General features: G+C 70.4%; 10 protein-coding genes. 7 read left to right on the top strand and 3 right to left on the bottom strand.

The genetic code is table 11. The annotated features are described in order from the left end of the window. Window positions 1-32: 32 nt before the first annotated feature. The 6 genes from ppsA to AC1DBD_RS15655 all read left to right on the top strand — a co-directional run bounded on the left by ppsA (window position 33) and on the right by AC1DBD_RS15655 (window position 10,932). Window positions 33-2,435 carry a phosphoenolpyruvate synthase gene (ppsA, locus tag AC1DBD_RS15680; protein WP_476982463.1) on the top strand — a complete coding sequence of 801 codons (2,403 nt, stop codon included), beginning with the start codon at window positions 33-35 and terminating at the stop codon, window positions 2,433-2,435. Window positions 2,436-2,621: 186 nt separating this feature from the next. Continuing rightward, a complete protein-coding gene (locus AC1DBD_RS15675) occupies window positions 2,622-3,272 on the top strand; it encodes a hypothetical protein (RefSeq protein WP_476982462.1) in 651 nt (216 codons plus the stop codon). Window positions 3,273-3,495: 223 nt separating this feature from the next. After that, window positions 3,496-4,173, top strand: a complete 678-nt coding sequence (locus AC1DBD_RS15670) for a YcnI family copper-binding membrane protein (protein ID WP_476982502.1) — start codon at window positions 3,496-3,498, stop codon at window positions 4,171-4,173. 103 nt (window positions 4,174-4,276) lie between these two features. Continuing rightward, the gene (locus tag AC1DBD_RS15665; protein ID WP_476909010.1) at window positions 4,277-4,939 is read left to right on the top strand and encodes a DUF4232 domain-containing protein; all 663 of its coding nucleotides are present in this window, start codon (window positions 4,277-4,279) and stop codon (window positions 4,937-4,939) included. Between the two features lie 94 nt (window positions 4,940-5,033). Then, on the top strand, window positions 5,034-10,103 hold the full coding sequence (locus tag AC1DBD_RS15660; RefSeq protein ID WP_476982461.1) for an Lhr family helicase: 5,070 nt from the start codon (window positions 5,034-5,036) through the stop codon (window positions 10,101-10,103). Then, a complete protein-coding gene (locus AC1DBD_RS15655) occupies window positions 10,096-10,932 on the top strand; it encodes a DNA-formamidopyrimidine glycosylase family protein (protein WP_441418978.1) in 837 nt (278 codons plus the stop codon). Before AC1DBD_RS15660 ends, AC1DBD_RS15655 begins: the two co-directional genes overlap by 8 nt. Before the next feature lie 43 nt (window positions 10,933-10,975). Here the strand turns inward: AC1DBD_RS15655 and yczE are convergent, their stop codons facing one another. After that, on the bottom strand, window positions 10,976-11,656 hold the full coding sequence (yczE, locus tag AC1DBD_RS15650) for a membrane protein YczE (RefSeq protein WP_476982460.1): 681 nt from the start codon (window positions 11,654-11,656) through the stop codon (window positions 10,976-10,978). 61 nt (window positions 11,657-11,717) lie between these two features. On the opposite strand from yczE, the gene yczR reads away from it, so the two are divergent. After that, entirely contained in the window at window positions 11,718-13,235 is a 1,518-nt protein-coding gene (yczR, locus tag AC1DBD_RS15645; protein WP_476982459.1) for a MocR-like transcription factor YczR, read from the top strand. Between the two features lie 105 nt (window positions 13,236-13,340). Here yczR and AC1DBD_RS15640 read toward each other — a convergent pair whose 3' ends face one another. Both AC1DBD_RS15640 and AC1DBD_RS15635 read right to left on the bottom strand, forming a co-directional pair. Further along, window positions 13,341-14,033, bottom strand: coding sequence for an SRPBCC family protein (locus AC1DBD_RS15640; protein ID WP_476982458.1), 693 nt, complete (start codon window positions 14,031-14,033; stop codon window positions 13,341-13,343). Beyond that, a complete protein-coding gene (locus AC1DBD_RS15635; protein ID WP_476982457.1) occupies window positions 14,026-14,718 on the bottom strand; it encodes a helix-turn-helix domain-containing protein in 693 nt (230 codons plus the stop codon). The genes AC1DBD_RS15640 and AC1DBD_RS15635 overlap by 8 nt, the downstream gene beginning before the upstream one ends. Window positions 14,719-14,762: the final 44 nt, after the last annotated feature.

Raw genomic sequence — 14,762 nt, 5'->3', positions numbered from 1 at the left:
ATTAAGGCATCATCTGCAAAGGAGCAGCAACCATGACGACGGACATCCTGTGGTTCTCAGAACTCGGACTCAAGGACCTGGACAGGGTAGGCGGCAAGAACGCCTCCCTCGGCGAGATGGTGCAGAACCTGACCTCTGCCGGCGTCCAGGTTCCTGACGGCTTCGCCACGACAGCGGACGCCTACCGCGGCTTCCTGGCCGACTCCGGCCTGGACCAGAAGATTGCCGACCGGCTCGTGGGCCTGGATACCGACGACGTGACGGCCCTGGCGGCAGCGGGTCAGGAAATCCGCACCCTGATGCGCGAGACGCCCTTCCTGCCGCACTTCGAAGCGCAGATCCGCGACTCCTACCAGAAACTGGTGGACAAGCACGGCGGCTCCCAGGACCTTTCGTGGGCTGTCCGCTCCAGCGCCACGGCCGAGGACCTTCCTGACGCCTCCTTCGCCGGGCAGCAGGAAACCTTCCTGAACGTTCGCGGCATCGAGAACATCCTGGCCGCCATCAAGGACGTTTTCGCCTCCCTCTACAACGACCGGGCCATCGCCTACCGCGTGCACCACAAGTTCGAGCACGCCGAGGTGGCACTCTCCGCAGGCGTCCAGCGCATGGTCCGCTCCGACGTCGGCGCATCCGGCGTCATGTTCACCATGGACACCGAATCCGGCTTCAAGGACGCCGTCTTCGTCACCTCCTCCTACGGCCTCGGCGAGGCCGTAGTCCAGGGCGCCGTCAACCCGGACGAGTTCTACGTCTACAAGCCCGCCCTGGCGGCAGGCCGCCCGGCCATCCTCAAGCGCGGACTCGGCGAAAAAGCGCTCCAGATGACGTACACCAGCAACCGCGAAATCGGCCACACCATCGACTTCGTCCCGGTCGAGGCGTCCCTGCGGAACCGCTTCAGCCTGACCGACGACGACGTCGAGCAGCTCGCCCGGCACGCCGTCGCCATCGAAAACCATTACGGACGCCCGATGGACATCGAATGGGGCAAGGACGGGCTCGACGGCGGCCTGTACATCCTGCAGGCGCGCCCGGAAACCGTGCAGTCCCGCAGGGCCTCCGGCAGCCTGAGCCGCTTCCGCCTGAACGACTCCGGCCGGGTCCTGGTGGAGGGCCGCGCCATCGGCCAGCGGATCGGCGCCGGCAGCGTCCGGATCCTCACCGCGATCGACCAGATGGCCGCGTTCAAGACCGGCGACGTCCTGGTCGCGGACATGACCGACCCGGACTGGGAACCGATCATGAAGCGCGCCTCCGCGATCGTGACCAACCGTGGCGGACGCACCTGCCACGCGGCCATCATCGCCCGGGAGCTGGGGATTCCCGCCGTCGTCGGCACCGGGGACGCCACCGACATCCTCTCCGACGGCCTCGACGTGACGGTCTCCTGCGCCGACGGCGAGACCGGCCTGATCTACGAAGGGATCCTGGACTTCAGCGTCGAGGAAACCGAAATCACCCAGCTGCCCGAGGCGCCGGTGAAGGTCATGATGAACGTCGGCACCCCCGAGCAGGCCTTTACGTTCGCCCAGCTCCCCAACCACGGCGTGGGCTTGGCCCGGCTGGAATTCATCATCAACCGACAGATCGGCATCCACCCCAAGGCGCTGCTGAACATGGACGATCAGCCCGCGGACGTGCTCGCCGAGATCCGGGAACGCATTGCCGCCTATGACAGTCCGCGCGATTACTACATCAAGCGCCTGGCCGAAGGGGTGGCAACCATCGCCGCTGCCTTCGCGCCGGAGCCGGTGATTGTGCGGATGTCCGACTTCAAGTCCAACGAGTACGCCAACCTGCTCGGCGGGCCCGCTTATGAGCCGCACGAAGAGAACCCGATGATCGGCTTCCGTGGCGCTTCGCGGTACCTGGAACCATCCTTCCGGGACTGCTTCGACCTGGAGTGCGAGGCCCTGTCCTTCGTGCGGAACGAGATGGGCCTGACCAACGTCAAGCTGATGATCCCGTTCGTGCGCACACTGGACGAAGCCAGCGGCGTCATCGACCTGCTCGCGGAAAACGGGCTGCGCCGCGGCGAAAACGGCCTCGAGGTCATCATGATGTGCGAACTTCCGTCCAACGCGCTGCTCGCAGACGAGTTCCTGGACTACTTCGACGGCTTCTCCATCGGCTCCAATGACATGACGCAGCTGACGCTGGGCCTGGACCGGGATTCCTCGATCGTCGCCGGCAGCTTCGACGAGCGCAACCCTGCCGTCAAGAAGCTCCTGAGCATGGCCATCAAGGCGTGCAAGGCGCGCGGAAAATACGTGGGCATCTGCGGGCAGGGCCCGAGCGACCACCCGGACTTCGCCGAATGGCTGGTCGAGGAGGGCATCGACTCCGTGTCGCTGAACCCCGACACCGTGGTGGAAACCTGGATCCGGCTCGCCGGGGCCGCAGAAGCGTCGGCCGCCGCCGTCGGCAACTGAGTCCCGCCGCACCCGCCGGAAGTCATGACAACGACACCCCGGTCCCCGGACCGGGGTGTCCGCTTCGTAGCAGACAGTCCTTTTTCGTAGCCCTGTAGAAATCGCCGCTAGAATCAAGGGACAACCCGCTGCCGACAGGACGCCCGCGGGAGCAACCATGACCGCCGCCGGTGAAGGGAGTGTTCCATGCGCACCGCCGCCAGAGCACCCTTCCACGCGTTGCGCTCGGCCATCGTCGCCACGACGATCGTGACGCTCGCCGCCGCAGCGCACGTTGTCGCCGGAGGCCAGCTTCCCGCCCCCGCCATCCTGTTCGCTTTCCTGGCCCTCACCGGACTGGTTTCCACCACGGCCACCAGGCTGAAGCTCAACCTGCCCGCGATGACCGGCCTGCTCGGCGCGGGGCAGGTGGTGCTGCATGAGGCTTTCGCCGCGTTCAGCACGCCGGCCGGCTGGACAGGGTCAGGGCCAGCGTCCGGCACCGCAATCGGCGGAATTGCCGCGCCGGCGCACCACGCGGGCCTGGCCACGATTCCGGTCCCGGCGGACCACCTCCGGCTCCACGAGCTGGACTCCGCCTTGGCCCTGTCCATGCTCGCCGGCCACGCCCTGGCAACCGTTGCCTGCGCCCTGATCCTGGCCAAGGGCGAGGATGCGCTCTGGTCCCTCGCGGCGTGGCTCCGCCCGCTCGTCCAGCTCCCGGTGGCGGTCTTGCCGCAGCCGGCCCTCACGCGCGTGCTGCCGCGCCGGTCCGTCGGCGCCGTCCCGCTGCCGTGGCGCAACCTCCGGCGCGATTGCCGCCGCGGGCCGCCCGCCGTCGTCGTCTTTTCCTCCTAACTTTCCTTCCGGCTGCGGCCGTTCCTGCCCCGCAAAGTCTCCGTGCCCCCGGCACGGCGGGCAGCTGCCCCGCGCCTCCCCCGTTTCCGCGCGCCGCATGGAGTGCCGCACTGAGTGCCGCGCGCACGCCTGAAAGGCACCTGTTTTGACCACCACACAGCGACACACCGCCCTCCGCCGCACCCTCTCCGGCACCGCCGCCGCCGGAGCCACCGCCGCCCTGATGCTCGCCGGCATCAGCGGCGCCTCGGCCCACGTCGGCGTCTCCCCGGACAAGACCACCGCTAACTCCTATGCCCTGCTGACCTTCGCCATCCCGCACGGCTGCGCGGAATCCGCCACCACCAAGGTGGCCATCACCCTGCCGCCGGAGCTCGACGACGCCCAGCCCACCGTGAACCCCAACTGGACGGCGGCCAAGGTCACCGAAAAGCTGGGGGCGCCGAAGAAGCTGGCCGACGGCTCCTCGATCACCAAGCGCACCAGCCAGATCGTCTACACCGCCAAGGCGCCGCTGAGCCCGGAGCTCCGCGACGCGCTGGTGCTGTCGGTGAAGCTGCCGGATGCTGCCGGAAAGACCCTCTATTTCCCGACCCTGCAGAGCTGCGAAGTCGGCCGGGTGGACTGGTCGCAGGTCCCGGCACCGGGCCAGGACGCCCATGCGCTGAAGTCCCCGGCGCCGTCGCTGACGGTGACGGCGCCGGCAGCCGCCATGGAGGCGGACGGGCATGGCGCACACGGCGCCGAGCTGGCGGGGTCCTCCCCCGCGGCCCGCGCGTCCGCGACAAACGACGACGGCGGCCAGGCCAGAAGCTGGGCGGGCCTCGTCGCAGGCGTCGGTGGCCTGGTCCTGGGCGGCATCGCCCTGCTCCGCAGCCGCAAGCCAGCACCCGCGAAGTAACGCACCCCCGGTTGATGCCCGGAAATCACAATCCGGGCATCAATCCGGGCCCTTCGTCGTGGCGTCGTTGACTAAGGCAACCGTGGAACATCAAAGTTGTGCCATGAGGCCTCAGCAGATGAAGAACAAACTGGTAATTACTTCCGTGACGGCGGCCGCCGCGGTTGCGCTGCTGCTCAGCGGCTGCGGCCAAAGCCAGCCCCAAAGCCAGTCCCAGGGCGCCACGACCGCCTCGTCGCCGTCGGCCTCCGCCAGCGAGACGGCTTCCGCCAGCCCTGCCACGACGGCGTCCGGCGGAACTGCTACGGCATCGCCCGCAACTGCCACCACATCCACCGCGACCGGTCCTGCCCTCTGCAAGGCCGCCAACCTCAAGGGGTCCCTCGACGCGCGGGGCGGGGGCGCGGCCGGAAGCGTCTATATGCAGCTGATCCTGAAGAACTCCGGCGCTGAGCCGTGCCTGTTGAAGGGCTTCGCCGGAGTATCGCTCACCGCCGGCGCCAGCGGCGCCCCCATCGGTGCCGCGGCGACACGCGACGACTCGGCGCCCGTTGCCGACGTGCTGCTCGCCCCGGGCAAGTCCGGAAAAGCCACCCTGCGCTACACGCAGGCCGGCAACTACCCCAGCTGCACCCACACCCCGGCTGCCGGCTTCCGGGTGTACCCGCCGGAAGACACGGCGTCGCTGTTCATCGCCGCACCCAAGGACGCCTGCCGCGAGTCGGCGATCAAGCTCCTGACCGTCTCGGCCTTCACCGCGATGTAGCGTCCGCCCCAGGGCACCGCCGGACCCCATCAACGGACCCCACCGCCAAATCGCGCCGCAAAATAGTGTCGGTGCCTTAAGGCATGATGGAGGAATGAAGGGGCAGGAGCTCGCCGGCGGCACACTTGCGGCCGAGGCCATGGACCGGTTCAGCCGGCCGACCCGGGAGTGGTTCCTGGGCGCTTTCTCCGCGCCCACGCCGGCGCAGAACGGCGCCTGGAATGCCATTTCCTCAGGAGCGCACGCCCTGGTGGTGGCGCCGACCGGCTCCGGCAAGACCCTCGCGGCGTTCCTCTGGGCACTGGACCGGCTGCTGGTCTCCGCACCGCCGGCCCCCGAGGAACTTCCCGGACTGCCCGGGCTGGATGCCGCGGCCACCAAGGGGCGGCGGAAGGCTCCGAAGCGGAAAACCCGTGTGCTGTATATTTCCCCGCTCAAGGCGCTGGGCGTCGACGTCGAACGCAACCTGCGCGCGCCGCTGATCGGCATTACCCAGACCGCCAAGCGCCTCGGCCTGCCCGCGCCGCTGATCACGGTGGGGGTCCGCTCCGGGGACACGACGGCGGCGGACCGACGCTCGCTGCTCAGCCACCCGCCGGACATCCTGATCACCACCCCCGAGTCACTCTTCCTGATGCTCACCTCCAAGGCGCGCGAGACCCTTGACGAGGTGGACACCATCATCGTGGATGAGGTCCACGCCGTGGCCGGCACCAAGCGCGGCGCGCACCTGGCCGTCTCGCTGGAACGCCTCGACGCGCTGCTGCCCAAACCGGCCCAGCGGATCGGGCTCTCCGCGACGGTGGAACCGAAGGAACTCGTGGCGCAGTTCCTGGCGGGCTCCGCACCGGTCGAGATCGTCGCGCCGCCGTCCAAGAAGACCTGGGACCTGACCGTCTCCGTCCCGGTCGAGGACATGTCCGATCTCCAGGGCGCCGCCGGGGCCTTCGACTCGGGGCCGGCGTCCGGGCTGCAGCCGCACGCGTCGATCTGGCCGCACGTCGAGGAGAAGATCGTGGACCTGGTGCTGGCCAACCAGTCCACCATCGTGTTCGCGAACTCCCGCCGGCTCGCGGAACGGCTCACCGCCCGGCTCAACGAGATCTACGCCGAGCGCCAGCTGATGGCCGAAGGCGGCGGCTGGGACGAGGCAGCCGGCGGTGCGGCGGGGCCGGACGGTTCGCTGCCCGCCTCGACCGCGACGCCGGCGCACATGATGGCCCAGGCCGGCAGCACCGCGGGCGCCGACCCGGTCCTGGCCCGGGCACACCACGGGTCCGTGTCGAAGGACCAGCGCGCCATGATTGAAGACGACCTGAAATCCGGCCGGCTGCGCTGCGTCGTGGCCACCTCCTCGCTGGAACTCGGCATCGACATGGGCGCGGTGGACCTCGTGGTGCAGGTCGAGTCGCCGCCCTCGGTGGCCAGCGGGCTGCAGCGGGTGGGCCGGGCCGGCCACCAGGTCGGCGAGATCTCCCAGGGAGTGCTCTTCCCCAAGCACCGGGCGGACCTTGTCCACACGGCCATCACCGTGGAACGCATGCTGGACGGCAAGATCGAACGGCTCTACGTCCCGGCCAACCCGCTGGACATCCTCGCCCAGCAGACCGTTGCCGCGACCGCGCTCGGCGCGATCGACGTCGAGGAGTGGTTCGCCACCGTCCGCCGCTCCGCACCTTTCGCCTCGCTCCCGCGCTCCGCGTTCGAGGCCACCCTGGACCTGCTGGCCGGACGCTATCCGTCCGACGAATTCGCCGAACTGCGGCCCAGGATTGTCTGGGACCGCAACGCCGGCACCATCGAAGGACGCCCCGGCTCGCAGCGGCTGGCCGTGACCTCCGGCGGCACCATCCCGGACCGCGGCATGTTCGGGGTGTACATCATCGGCACGGAGGTGGAGGGCACCGGCTCCCCCGGCGGCACCGGCGACGGCAAGGCCGCGGGCCAGGCATCCACGGCCAAGGGCGGCCGCCGGGTGGGTGAACTCGACGAGGAGATGGTCTACGAATCCCGCGTCGGCGACATCTTTGCCCTCGGCGCCACCAGTTGGAAGATCGAAGACATCACGCACGACCGCGTCCTTGTCTCCCCCGCCTTCGGCCAGCCGGGCAAGTTGCCGTTCTGGCGGGGCGACTCGCTCGGCCGGCCGGTGGACCTGGGCCGGGCCCTTGGCGCGTTCATGCGCGAACTTTCGGCGTCCGACGTCGGCCCGGCCACCGAGCGCTGCAAGGCCACCGGCCTGGACGACTTCGCCGCCAACAACCTGATCCAGTACCTCGCCGAGCAGAAGCTCGCCACCGAGGTGGTCCCCAGCGACACGACCCTCGTGGTCGAGCGCTTCCACGACGAGCTCGGCGACTGGCGGGTGGTGCTGCACAGCCCCTTCGGCATGCCGGTGCACGCGCCGTGGGCCCTCGCCGTGGGCCAGCGGCTGCAACAGCGCTACGGGATGGACGGCTCCGCGATGGCCGCCGACGACGGCATCGTGCTGCGGGTGCCGATGATGGAGGACGAACCGCCCGGCGCCGAACTGTTCCTCTTCGAGCCCGAGGAGCTGGAACAGATTGTCACCGCAGAGGTCGGCGGCAGCGCTCTGTTTGCCTCCCGTTTCCGGGAGTGCGCCGCCCGCGCCCTGTTGCTGCCCCGGCAGACCCCCGGAAAGCGGCAGCCGCTCTGGCAGCAGCGGCAACGCTCGGCCCAGCTGCTGGACGTCGCCCGGAAGTACCCGACCTTCCCGATCGTGCTCGAAACCGTGCGCGAATGCCTGCAGGACGTCTACGACCTTCCGGCCCTGAAGGACATTGCCGCCTCGATCGAGCGGCGCGAACTGCGGATCCTGCAGACCACCACGCAGCAGCCCTCGCCGTTCGCGAAGTCCCTGCTCTTCGGCTACGTGGCGCAGTTCCTCTACGAGGGCGATTCGCCGCTGGCCGAGCGCCGGGCCGCCGCCCTGGCGCTGGATTCCACCCTGCTCAACGAACTGCTGGGCCGGGTGGAGCTGCGCGAACTGCTCGACGCGAAGGTCATCGAGGCCACCGAGCTTGAACTCCAGCGCCTCGCGCCGGACCGCCGAATGCGCGGGCTGGAGGGCGTGGCCGACCTGCTCCGGCTGCTGGGCCCGCTCACCCCCGACGAAGTCGCCGCCCGGCTGGAGGCCGAGATCCAGCCCGCCGCAACCAAGGCCGCGTCCGGAACGGAGCTTGCCGACGCTGCAGCAGGAGAGGGCGCCGTCGACGGCGTGCCCGATGCGGGGCCGGAGCCCGCCAAAATCGCGGCGGGCAGCCCCGAGGCCGCGGCGCACCTGGCCGCGCTACAGCGGGCCAACCGTACGATCAAGGTCAACATCGGCGGCGCCGAGCGGTTCGCCGCTGTCGAGGACGCCGCCAGGCTACGCGATGCCCTCGGCGTTCCATTGCCGATGGGCGTGCCGCTGGCGTTCATCGAACCCGTCGCGGACCCGTTGGGCGACCTCGTTTCGCGGTACGCCCGGACTCACGGGCCCTTTACCGCCGCCGAGGCCGCCGCCCGGCTGGGACTCGGCGTCGCCGTCGTCGGCACGGCGCTCAAGCGGCTGGCCGCGGATGGGCGCGCCGTCGAGGGCGAGTTCCGGCCCCACGTCACGGCACCGGAAAGCGGGTCAGCCGGGGAGACGGCTGACGCGCCTGCACCGACGGCTCCGCCTGCACCGACGGCTCCGGCGACCGTTATGCCTTCGGCAAGCGCCAGCGAATGGTGCGACGCCGAGGTGCTCCGCAAGCTCCGCCGCCGCTCCCTGGCCGCGCTGCGCGCCGAGGTCGAGCCCGTGGATATGTCCGCCTACGGGCGGTTCCTCCCGGCCTGGCAAAACGTACGGACACCCGGCACCCGGGGGCAGTCGGCGCTGCGCGGGCTGGACGGCATCATCACCGCCATCGACCAGCTCTCCGGCGTGCCGATTCCGGCTTCCGCCTGGGAACCGCTGGTCCTGGCCAGCCGCGTCTCCAACTACCAGCCGGCCATGCTCGACGAGCTCATGGCCGCCGGCGAGGTCCTCTGGTCCGGAGCCGGCTCACTGCCCGGCAACGACGGCTGGGTAAGCCTGCACCTGGCCGATTCCGCCGAACTGACCCTGAACCCGGCCCTGGACTTCGAACCCGGCGACGCGCAGCAGCGGCTCCTGGACCACCTGCGGAACAACGGCGGCGGTTACTTCTTCCGGCAGCTAACCGACATTGCCGGCGGGATGGATTCGGTACTCAGCGACCAGGACGTCGTGTCCGCACTCTGGGATTTGGCCTGGGCGGGCCGGATCACCGGCGATACGTTCGCTCCGGTCCGGGCGCTGATCGCGGGCGGGCACACCGCGCACCGGCAGGTCGGGCGCGCCCCGCGGGCCCGTGCGCCCAGGCTCAGCCGGCTGGGACGCGCCCACGGGACCGGCCTGCTCGGATCGCCGGGCCTTACCGGCGGCCGTTACGGCTCCGTCAGCGGCGCCGCCCCGACGCCTCCCCTGGCTGCGGGGCGCTGGTCCGCACTCCCGGCCCCCGAACTCGACGCCACCATCCACGCCCGCGCCACCGCCGAACTCCTGCTCGACCGGTACGGCGTGGTCACCCGCGGATCGGTCATGGCGGAGAACATCCTGGGCGGCTTCGGCCTGATGTACAAGGTGCTGGCCCGGCTCGAGGAAGCCGGGCGCTGCCGCCGCGGCTACTTCATCGAGCACCTCGGCGCAGCCCAGTTCGCCGTGCCGGCCACCGTGGACCGGCTGCGCTCCTACGTCGAGGACGCCCAGCTGAACAAGACCGAGCCGGTCGCCCTGGCACTCGCCGCCACGGACCCCGCGAACCCGTACGGGGCCGCGCTGCCGTGGCCGGCCGTGAATGAGGAGGCAGGCACCGGCCACCGGCCGGGCCGGAAGGCAGGTGCCCTGGTGGTGCTGGTCGACGGAGCCCTGGTCCTCTACGTAGAACGCGGCGGGAAGACCCTGCTGGCGTTCAGCACCAACGCCGAAGTCCTGGCCGCCGCCGGCGCAGCCCTCGTGGGAGTCGTGACCCGGGGCGCCGTCGACAAGCTCATCATGGAAAAGGTCAACGGCCACGGCATCCTGGACACCCCCGTTGCCGCCGCCCTGGCCCAAGCCGGCGCCTACTCCACCCCGAAGGGACTGAGGATCCGTGCCTGAGGGCGATTCCGTATTCCGCGCCGCGGCGCAGCTGCACGCCGCGCTGGCCGGCAAGGAGTTGCTGGCGTCCGATTTCCGGGTGCCGCGCTTCGCCACGCTGAAGCTGGGCGGCTGGACCGTCCAGGAGGTCGTCCCCCGCGGCAAGCACCTGCTGATGCGCGTGACGGGACCGGCCCCGAAGGACCGGCTCACTATCCACTCACACTTGAAGATGGAGGGGAACTGGCAGGTCTATCCCCCCGGCGGGCGCTGGCGCAAGCCCGGTTTCACCGCCCGCTGTGTGCTCCGCACGGCGTCGGCGGACGCCGTCGGATTTTCGCTCGGGCTGCTGGAGGTCATCCCGACGGCGGAGGAGGCCAGCGTCGTGGGCCACCTCGGACCGGATCTGCTCGGCCCGGACTGGGACATGGCGGAAGCCGAACGCCGCCTGCTCGCGGCACCCGAGGTGCCGATCGGCGTCGCGCTCCTGGACCAGCGCAATCTGGCCGGCATCGGCAACATCTACCGCTGCGAGGCGTGTTTCCTGTCCGGCGTCCACCCGGCGTCGCCGGTCTCGGCGGTCCCGGACCTGGCGGCGATGATCACCGACGCGAAGGTCCTGCTGACAGCCAACCTCGGCCCGGGCCGCCGCGTCACGGTGCTCAACGCTCGCGGCGTTCCGGTCGGTCGGACGGCGGGGCGGCCGGGCTACTGGGTGTACCGGCGGGAGCACCAGCCCTGCCTCAAATGCGGCACCCCCATCCGGCGCGGCGTCCTGGCCAAGGCCACCGGCACCGAGGAACGGGACATCTACTTCTGCCCCAGCTGCCAGCCCCTGCTCGGAGCCTGACGCGGCCGGCCGGGTGCGCGGCCGCCAGGCTCCGTCCGTGGATCTAGGTGGCCGGTGTCGAAGCCCCGGCCACGGCCGCTTCCGCTTCGGGCTGGTCGTCCGCAGCGGGCAGGACCTCTCCGGGGGACTTCAGCTCGGCGGACTTCAACTCCGGGACGGTGAATCGCGGCAGCAGGAGCTGGACCACGGGCCCGATGGCCAGCGCATAGAGCACGGTCCCCACGCCGACCGAACCGCCCAGCAGCCAACCGGCGCCCAGCACCACCACCTCGATACCGGTCCGCGCGCCCCGCACCGGCCAGCCGGTGCGCCGTGCAAGTCCGGTCATCAGGCCGTCCCGCGCTCCGGGCCCCAGGCGGGCACCGATGTACAGGGCGGAGGCCACGCCGTTGAGCAGCACGGCCCCGATCAGGAGCGCGACCTGGCCACCCAGGTGCGAGAACTTGGGGATCAGCGCCAGCCCGAGGTCGGCGAAGACCCCCACCAGCACGGCGTTGCTGACGGTGCCGACCCCGGGCCACTGCCGGAGCGGGATCCAGAGCAGCAGGACCAGGAAACTGACGATGATCACCACGGTGCCAAGACTCAGCCCGGTCCTGCCGGCGAGTCCCTGGTGGAAGACGTCCCACGGCGCCGTGCCCAGGCTGGCGCGGATGACCATGGCGAGCGAAACGCCGTACAGGGCTAGGCCGATCAGGAGCTGGAGGAGTCTGCGCGTCATCATGGCCACCATCCTGCCGGAAAACTGGCCTTGTAATCCATAGCCAGTTTGGAATACTGGCTTTATGTCCGGCTCCCTGAATCCGAGTTCCCTCACCCGCCTGCTGGGTAAGTGGAACGTCGGCGCCTCGCCCGCCTACCGCGAGCTGGCCGACGTCGTCCGCCTGCTCATCCTCGACGGCCGGATCCCGCTCGATGTGGCACTGCCCAGCGAGCGGTCGCTGGCAGCCACCCTCGGCATCAGCCGCACCACCGTGACCGCGGCCTACGCCCTGCTGCGCGAGCAGGGCTTCCTCAGCAGCGGCCAGGGCAGCCGGAGCCGGAGCTGCATCCCGAGCCACGGCCCGGCCCATCCCGGCGGGAACGACGGCGGCCTGCGGCTCAGCGGCGCCCCCGGGCTGGCGGTTCCCGACGGGATCCTCGACCTGGCCTACGCCTCGCTGCCAGCCAGCGGCGAAGTGGTGCACCGGGCGTTTGCCGCCGCACTGACGGAACTGCCGGCGCTGCTGCCCGGCTTCGGGTACGACGCGCTCGGCGTGGGTCCGCTCCGGGAGGCGATTGCGGCCCGCTACACGGCGGCCGGGGTGCCCACCACCGCCGGGCAGATCCTGGTCACCTCCGGCGCGCAGCACGCCCTGAACATCGTGCTCCGGACCCTCGCCGGGCGGTCCGGGAAGGTGCTCGTGGAACATCCGAGCTACCCGAATGCCCTCGACGCGATCCGGGCCGCGGGCTGCCGCCCGGTGACGGTGGCCATGCCCGCGGCCCACGGCGGCGCCCACACGGAGCACGCCCGCGCCGGGGGCCAGCCAGGCTGGGACCTGGAGGCGATGGAATCGGCGCTGCTGCAGCAGCGGCCGTCGATGGCCTACGTGGTGCCGGACTTCCACAACCCCACCGGCCGGCTCATGCCCGACGCCCAGCGGCGCCGCCTGGTAGCGGCCGCCGCGGCGTCGGGCACCGTGCTGGTGGCAGACGAGACGCTGCGGGAGCTGAACCTCGACGGCGCCAGCTCCACTCCGATGGCCGCGTTCGGGCCGGCGGTGGTGTCCCTGGGATCGCTCAGCAAGTCGCACTGGGCGGGGCTGCGCACCGGCTGGATCCGTGCCAGCGAGCCCCTGATCCAGCGCTTCGCCGCGGCGCGGACCACACTGGACCTGGGCGGTCCGGTGGTGGAGCAGCTCGCCGCGGCGCACCTGGTCAATGACCTGGCCGAGCCGCTGCCCGCCCGGCTCGCCGCGCTGCGCGGAAACCGGGATTGCCTGCTGGACCTGATCCGCGGGCATCTTCCGGAATGGGAGCCGGAGCGGCCCGTTGGCGGATTGTCGGTCTGGTGCCGTCTTCCCGCGCCCGTCAGTACCGCCCTGGCGGTGCTCGCCCCGGACTTCGGCATCCGCCTCGCGGCGGGACCCAGGTTCGGCGTCGGCGGCGCCTTCGAGTACTACCTGCGGCTGCCGTTCACCCTGCCGCCGGAGCAGCTGGAGTCCGCGGTGCTGGCCCTGCGCGCGGCCCAGGACCGGCTGGACCGCTCCCCGCAGCTGCGCCGGAACCTCCCCGCCCAGCCCGCCGCGGCCATCGCCTGACCCGGCCCCCGGCCCGTTTCGACGGTTCCCTGCCGATCCGGCGCTTGGAAACATCGAGCGGGCACGGAACCGTCGAAACGGCGAGTGGGGCTTGGTTGCGAAGACCTAGGCATAGACCTTCGCCAGGAATCCGGCCCAGGCGTTCGACGTCGCCCCGGTGTCCCCGCTGCCGCTAAAGTCGTGCACGGTCATGCCCACCGGCGCCCCGAAGTTGTTGCGGCCGAAGAAGCGGTACATCGCGTCGGCGGTCCGCAGGCCGAGGAAGTTTTCGTTGGCAAAGTCCACTTCGCCGGCCAGGTGCCCGACGCCGTCGACGTCCAGCTCCACCCCGTCGCCGGGGGCCGACCCGGCGACGCCGACGGCCTTCTTGAGCCGGTCGAAGCCGTCCGGGACCTGGGACGCGGCCGGCGCCTGGATGTCCGTGAAGACGACGGGCCGGCCGTTGAAGTGCTGCAGGTACTGGCCCAGAGTGTGGAGGTAGAAGGCCGTGTGTTTGCTGGCGCCGTCGTACTGCTCATCCCAGTTGTCTGCAAAAATGCCGCTGTGGACGTAGTGGAGCCGCGCCCGGCCGCCGTCTAGCGGTTCCAGTACGTGCTCCAGCTGGTTGAACCAGCCGTCCGGGCCGTCCATCCGGGTGACCAGATGCGAGGGGTACTCGTCCACGGTACGCACCGCGGGCCACTGGTCCGTGGGGAACATCCAGGCGGGGGTGTCCTTGGTGACGGCCTCCCATACCTGTTCGGGCGTGCCGGGCAGTTCGGTGTCGTAGACGATCTCGAATTCGCGCTTGTCAGTCATTGTCCTGCTCCTTGGCTTGGGTGGTTGTGTCTTTCGGGGTTGCGTGGGTTGTTGTGCGTGCCGTCGCCTTCAGCGAGGGATGGAGTGCGACGACGAGCCGGTGCCTGCGTCCGGCCGGTCGGGCTGCCGGGGACTCTGGCGAGCCGTCCGCCGGGACGCCGCTGCCGCCGTCGTGATACTTGTCCACGAGCCGGGTCACCGCGACGCCGAGCTCTTCGGCGAAGGCCGCCCGGTCGGCCGCGGACCGGAAAGTGACCTCGCCGTCGATCGCGAAGGTGGCGAGTTTTTGCCTGGCCGCGGTGGCCCCGGCGATCAGCTGGCCCATTTCCTGGACCATGCGGGCCGCGAGCGCCAGCAGCCAGAACGCAGAGAAGCGGTCCGAGAACCGGTGCGGGTCCGGGGCCACGGAGGCAAGCGCCGCCGGCGAAATCAGGTACGACGCCGCCGTCGCCCGCAGGATGCGTTCGGTGACGTTGCCGCGCCTGCGCTCCTCGATGAGTTCGACCAGCCCATGCCGCTCGAGGGCTTTCAGGTGGTAATTCACTTTCTGCCGCGGCAGGCCCACCTTCGCGGCCAGCTGTGTTGCCGATCCTGGCTCGGCCAGCTCGCGCAGGATGCGGGTCCGGATCGGATCCAAGGATGCCTCCGCCGCGGCCGGGTCTTCGATCACTTCGATGTCCAACATGCTCCAAGTCTCGTTGCCGACAGTTTTATTTGTCAAGAACTTTT

The sequence above is a fragment of the Arthrobacter sp. 10T419 genome (genome assembly GCF_056394105.1).
Note: the sequence above shows the minus strand (reverse complement) of the source record. Positions and strands in the feature narration are given on the sequence as shown.

What these genes read in the sequence shown, in the direction of transcription:
- ppsA (WP_476982463.1), top strand. Translation starts at nt 33, where the DNA reads ATGACGACGGACATCCTGTGGTTCTCAGAACTCGGACTCAAGGACCTG.
- AC1DBD_RS15675 (WP_476982462.1), top strand. Translation starts at nt 2,622, where the DNA reads ATGCGCACCGCCGCCAGAGCACCCTTCCACGCGTTGCGCTCGGCCATC.
- AC1DBD_RS15670 (WP_476982502.1), top strand. Translation starts at nt 3,496, where the DNA reads ATGCTCGCCGGCATCAGCGGCGCCTCGGCCCACGTCGGCGTCTCCCCG.
- AC1DBD_RS15665 (WP_476909010.1), top strand. Translation starts at nt 4,277, where the DNA reads ATGAGGCCTCAGCAGATGAAGAACAAACTGGTAATTACTTCCGTGACG.
- AC1DBD_RS15660 (WP_476982461.1), top strand. Translation starts at nt 5,034, where the DNA reads ATGAAGGGGCAGGAGCTCGCCGGCGGCACACTTGCGGCCGAGGCCATG.
- yczE (WP_476982460.1), bottom strand. Translation starts at nt 11,656, where the DNA reads ATGATGACGCGCAGACTCCTCCAGCTCCTGATCGGCCTAGCCCTGTAC.
- yczR (WP_476982459.1), top strand. Translation starts at nt 11,718, where the DNA reads ATGTCCGGCTCCCTGAATCCGAGTTCCCTCACCCGCCTGCTGGGTAAG.
- AC1DBD_RS15640 (WP_476982458.1), bottom strand. Translation starts at nt 14,033, where the DNA reads ATGACTGACAAGCGCGAATTCGAGATCGTCTACGACACCGAACTGCCC.
- AC1DBD_RS15635 (WP_476982457.1), bottom strand. Translation starts at nt 14,718, where the DNA reads ATGTTGGACATCGAAGTGATCGAAGACCCGGCCGCGGCGGAGGCATCC.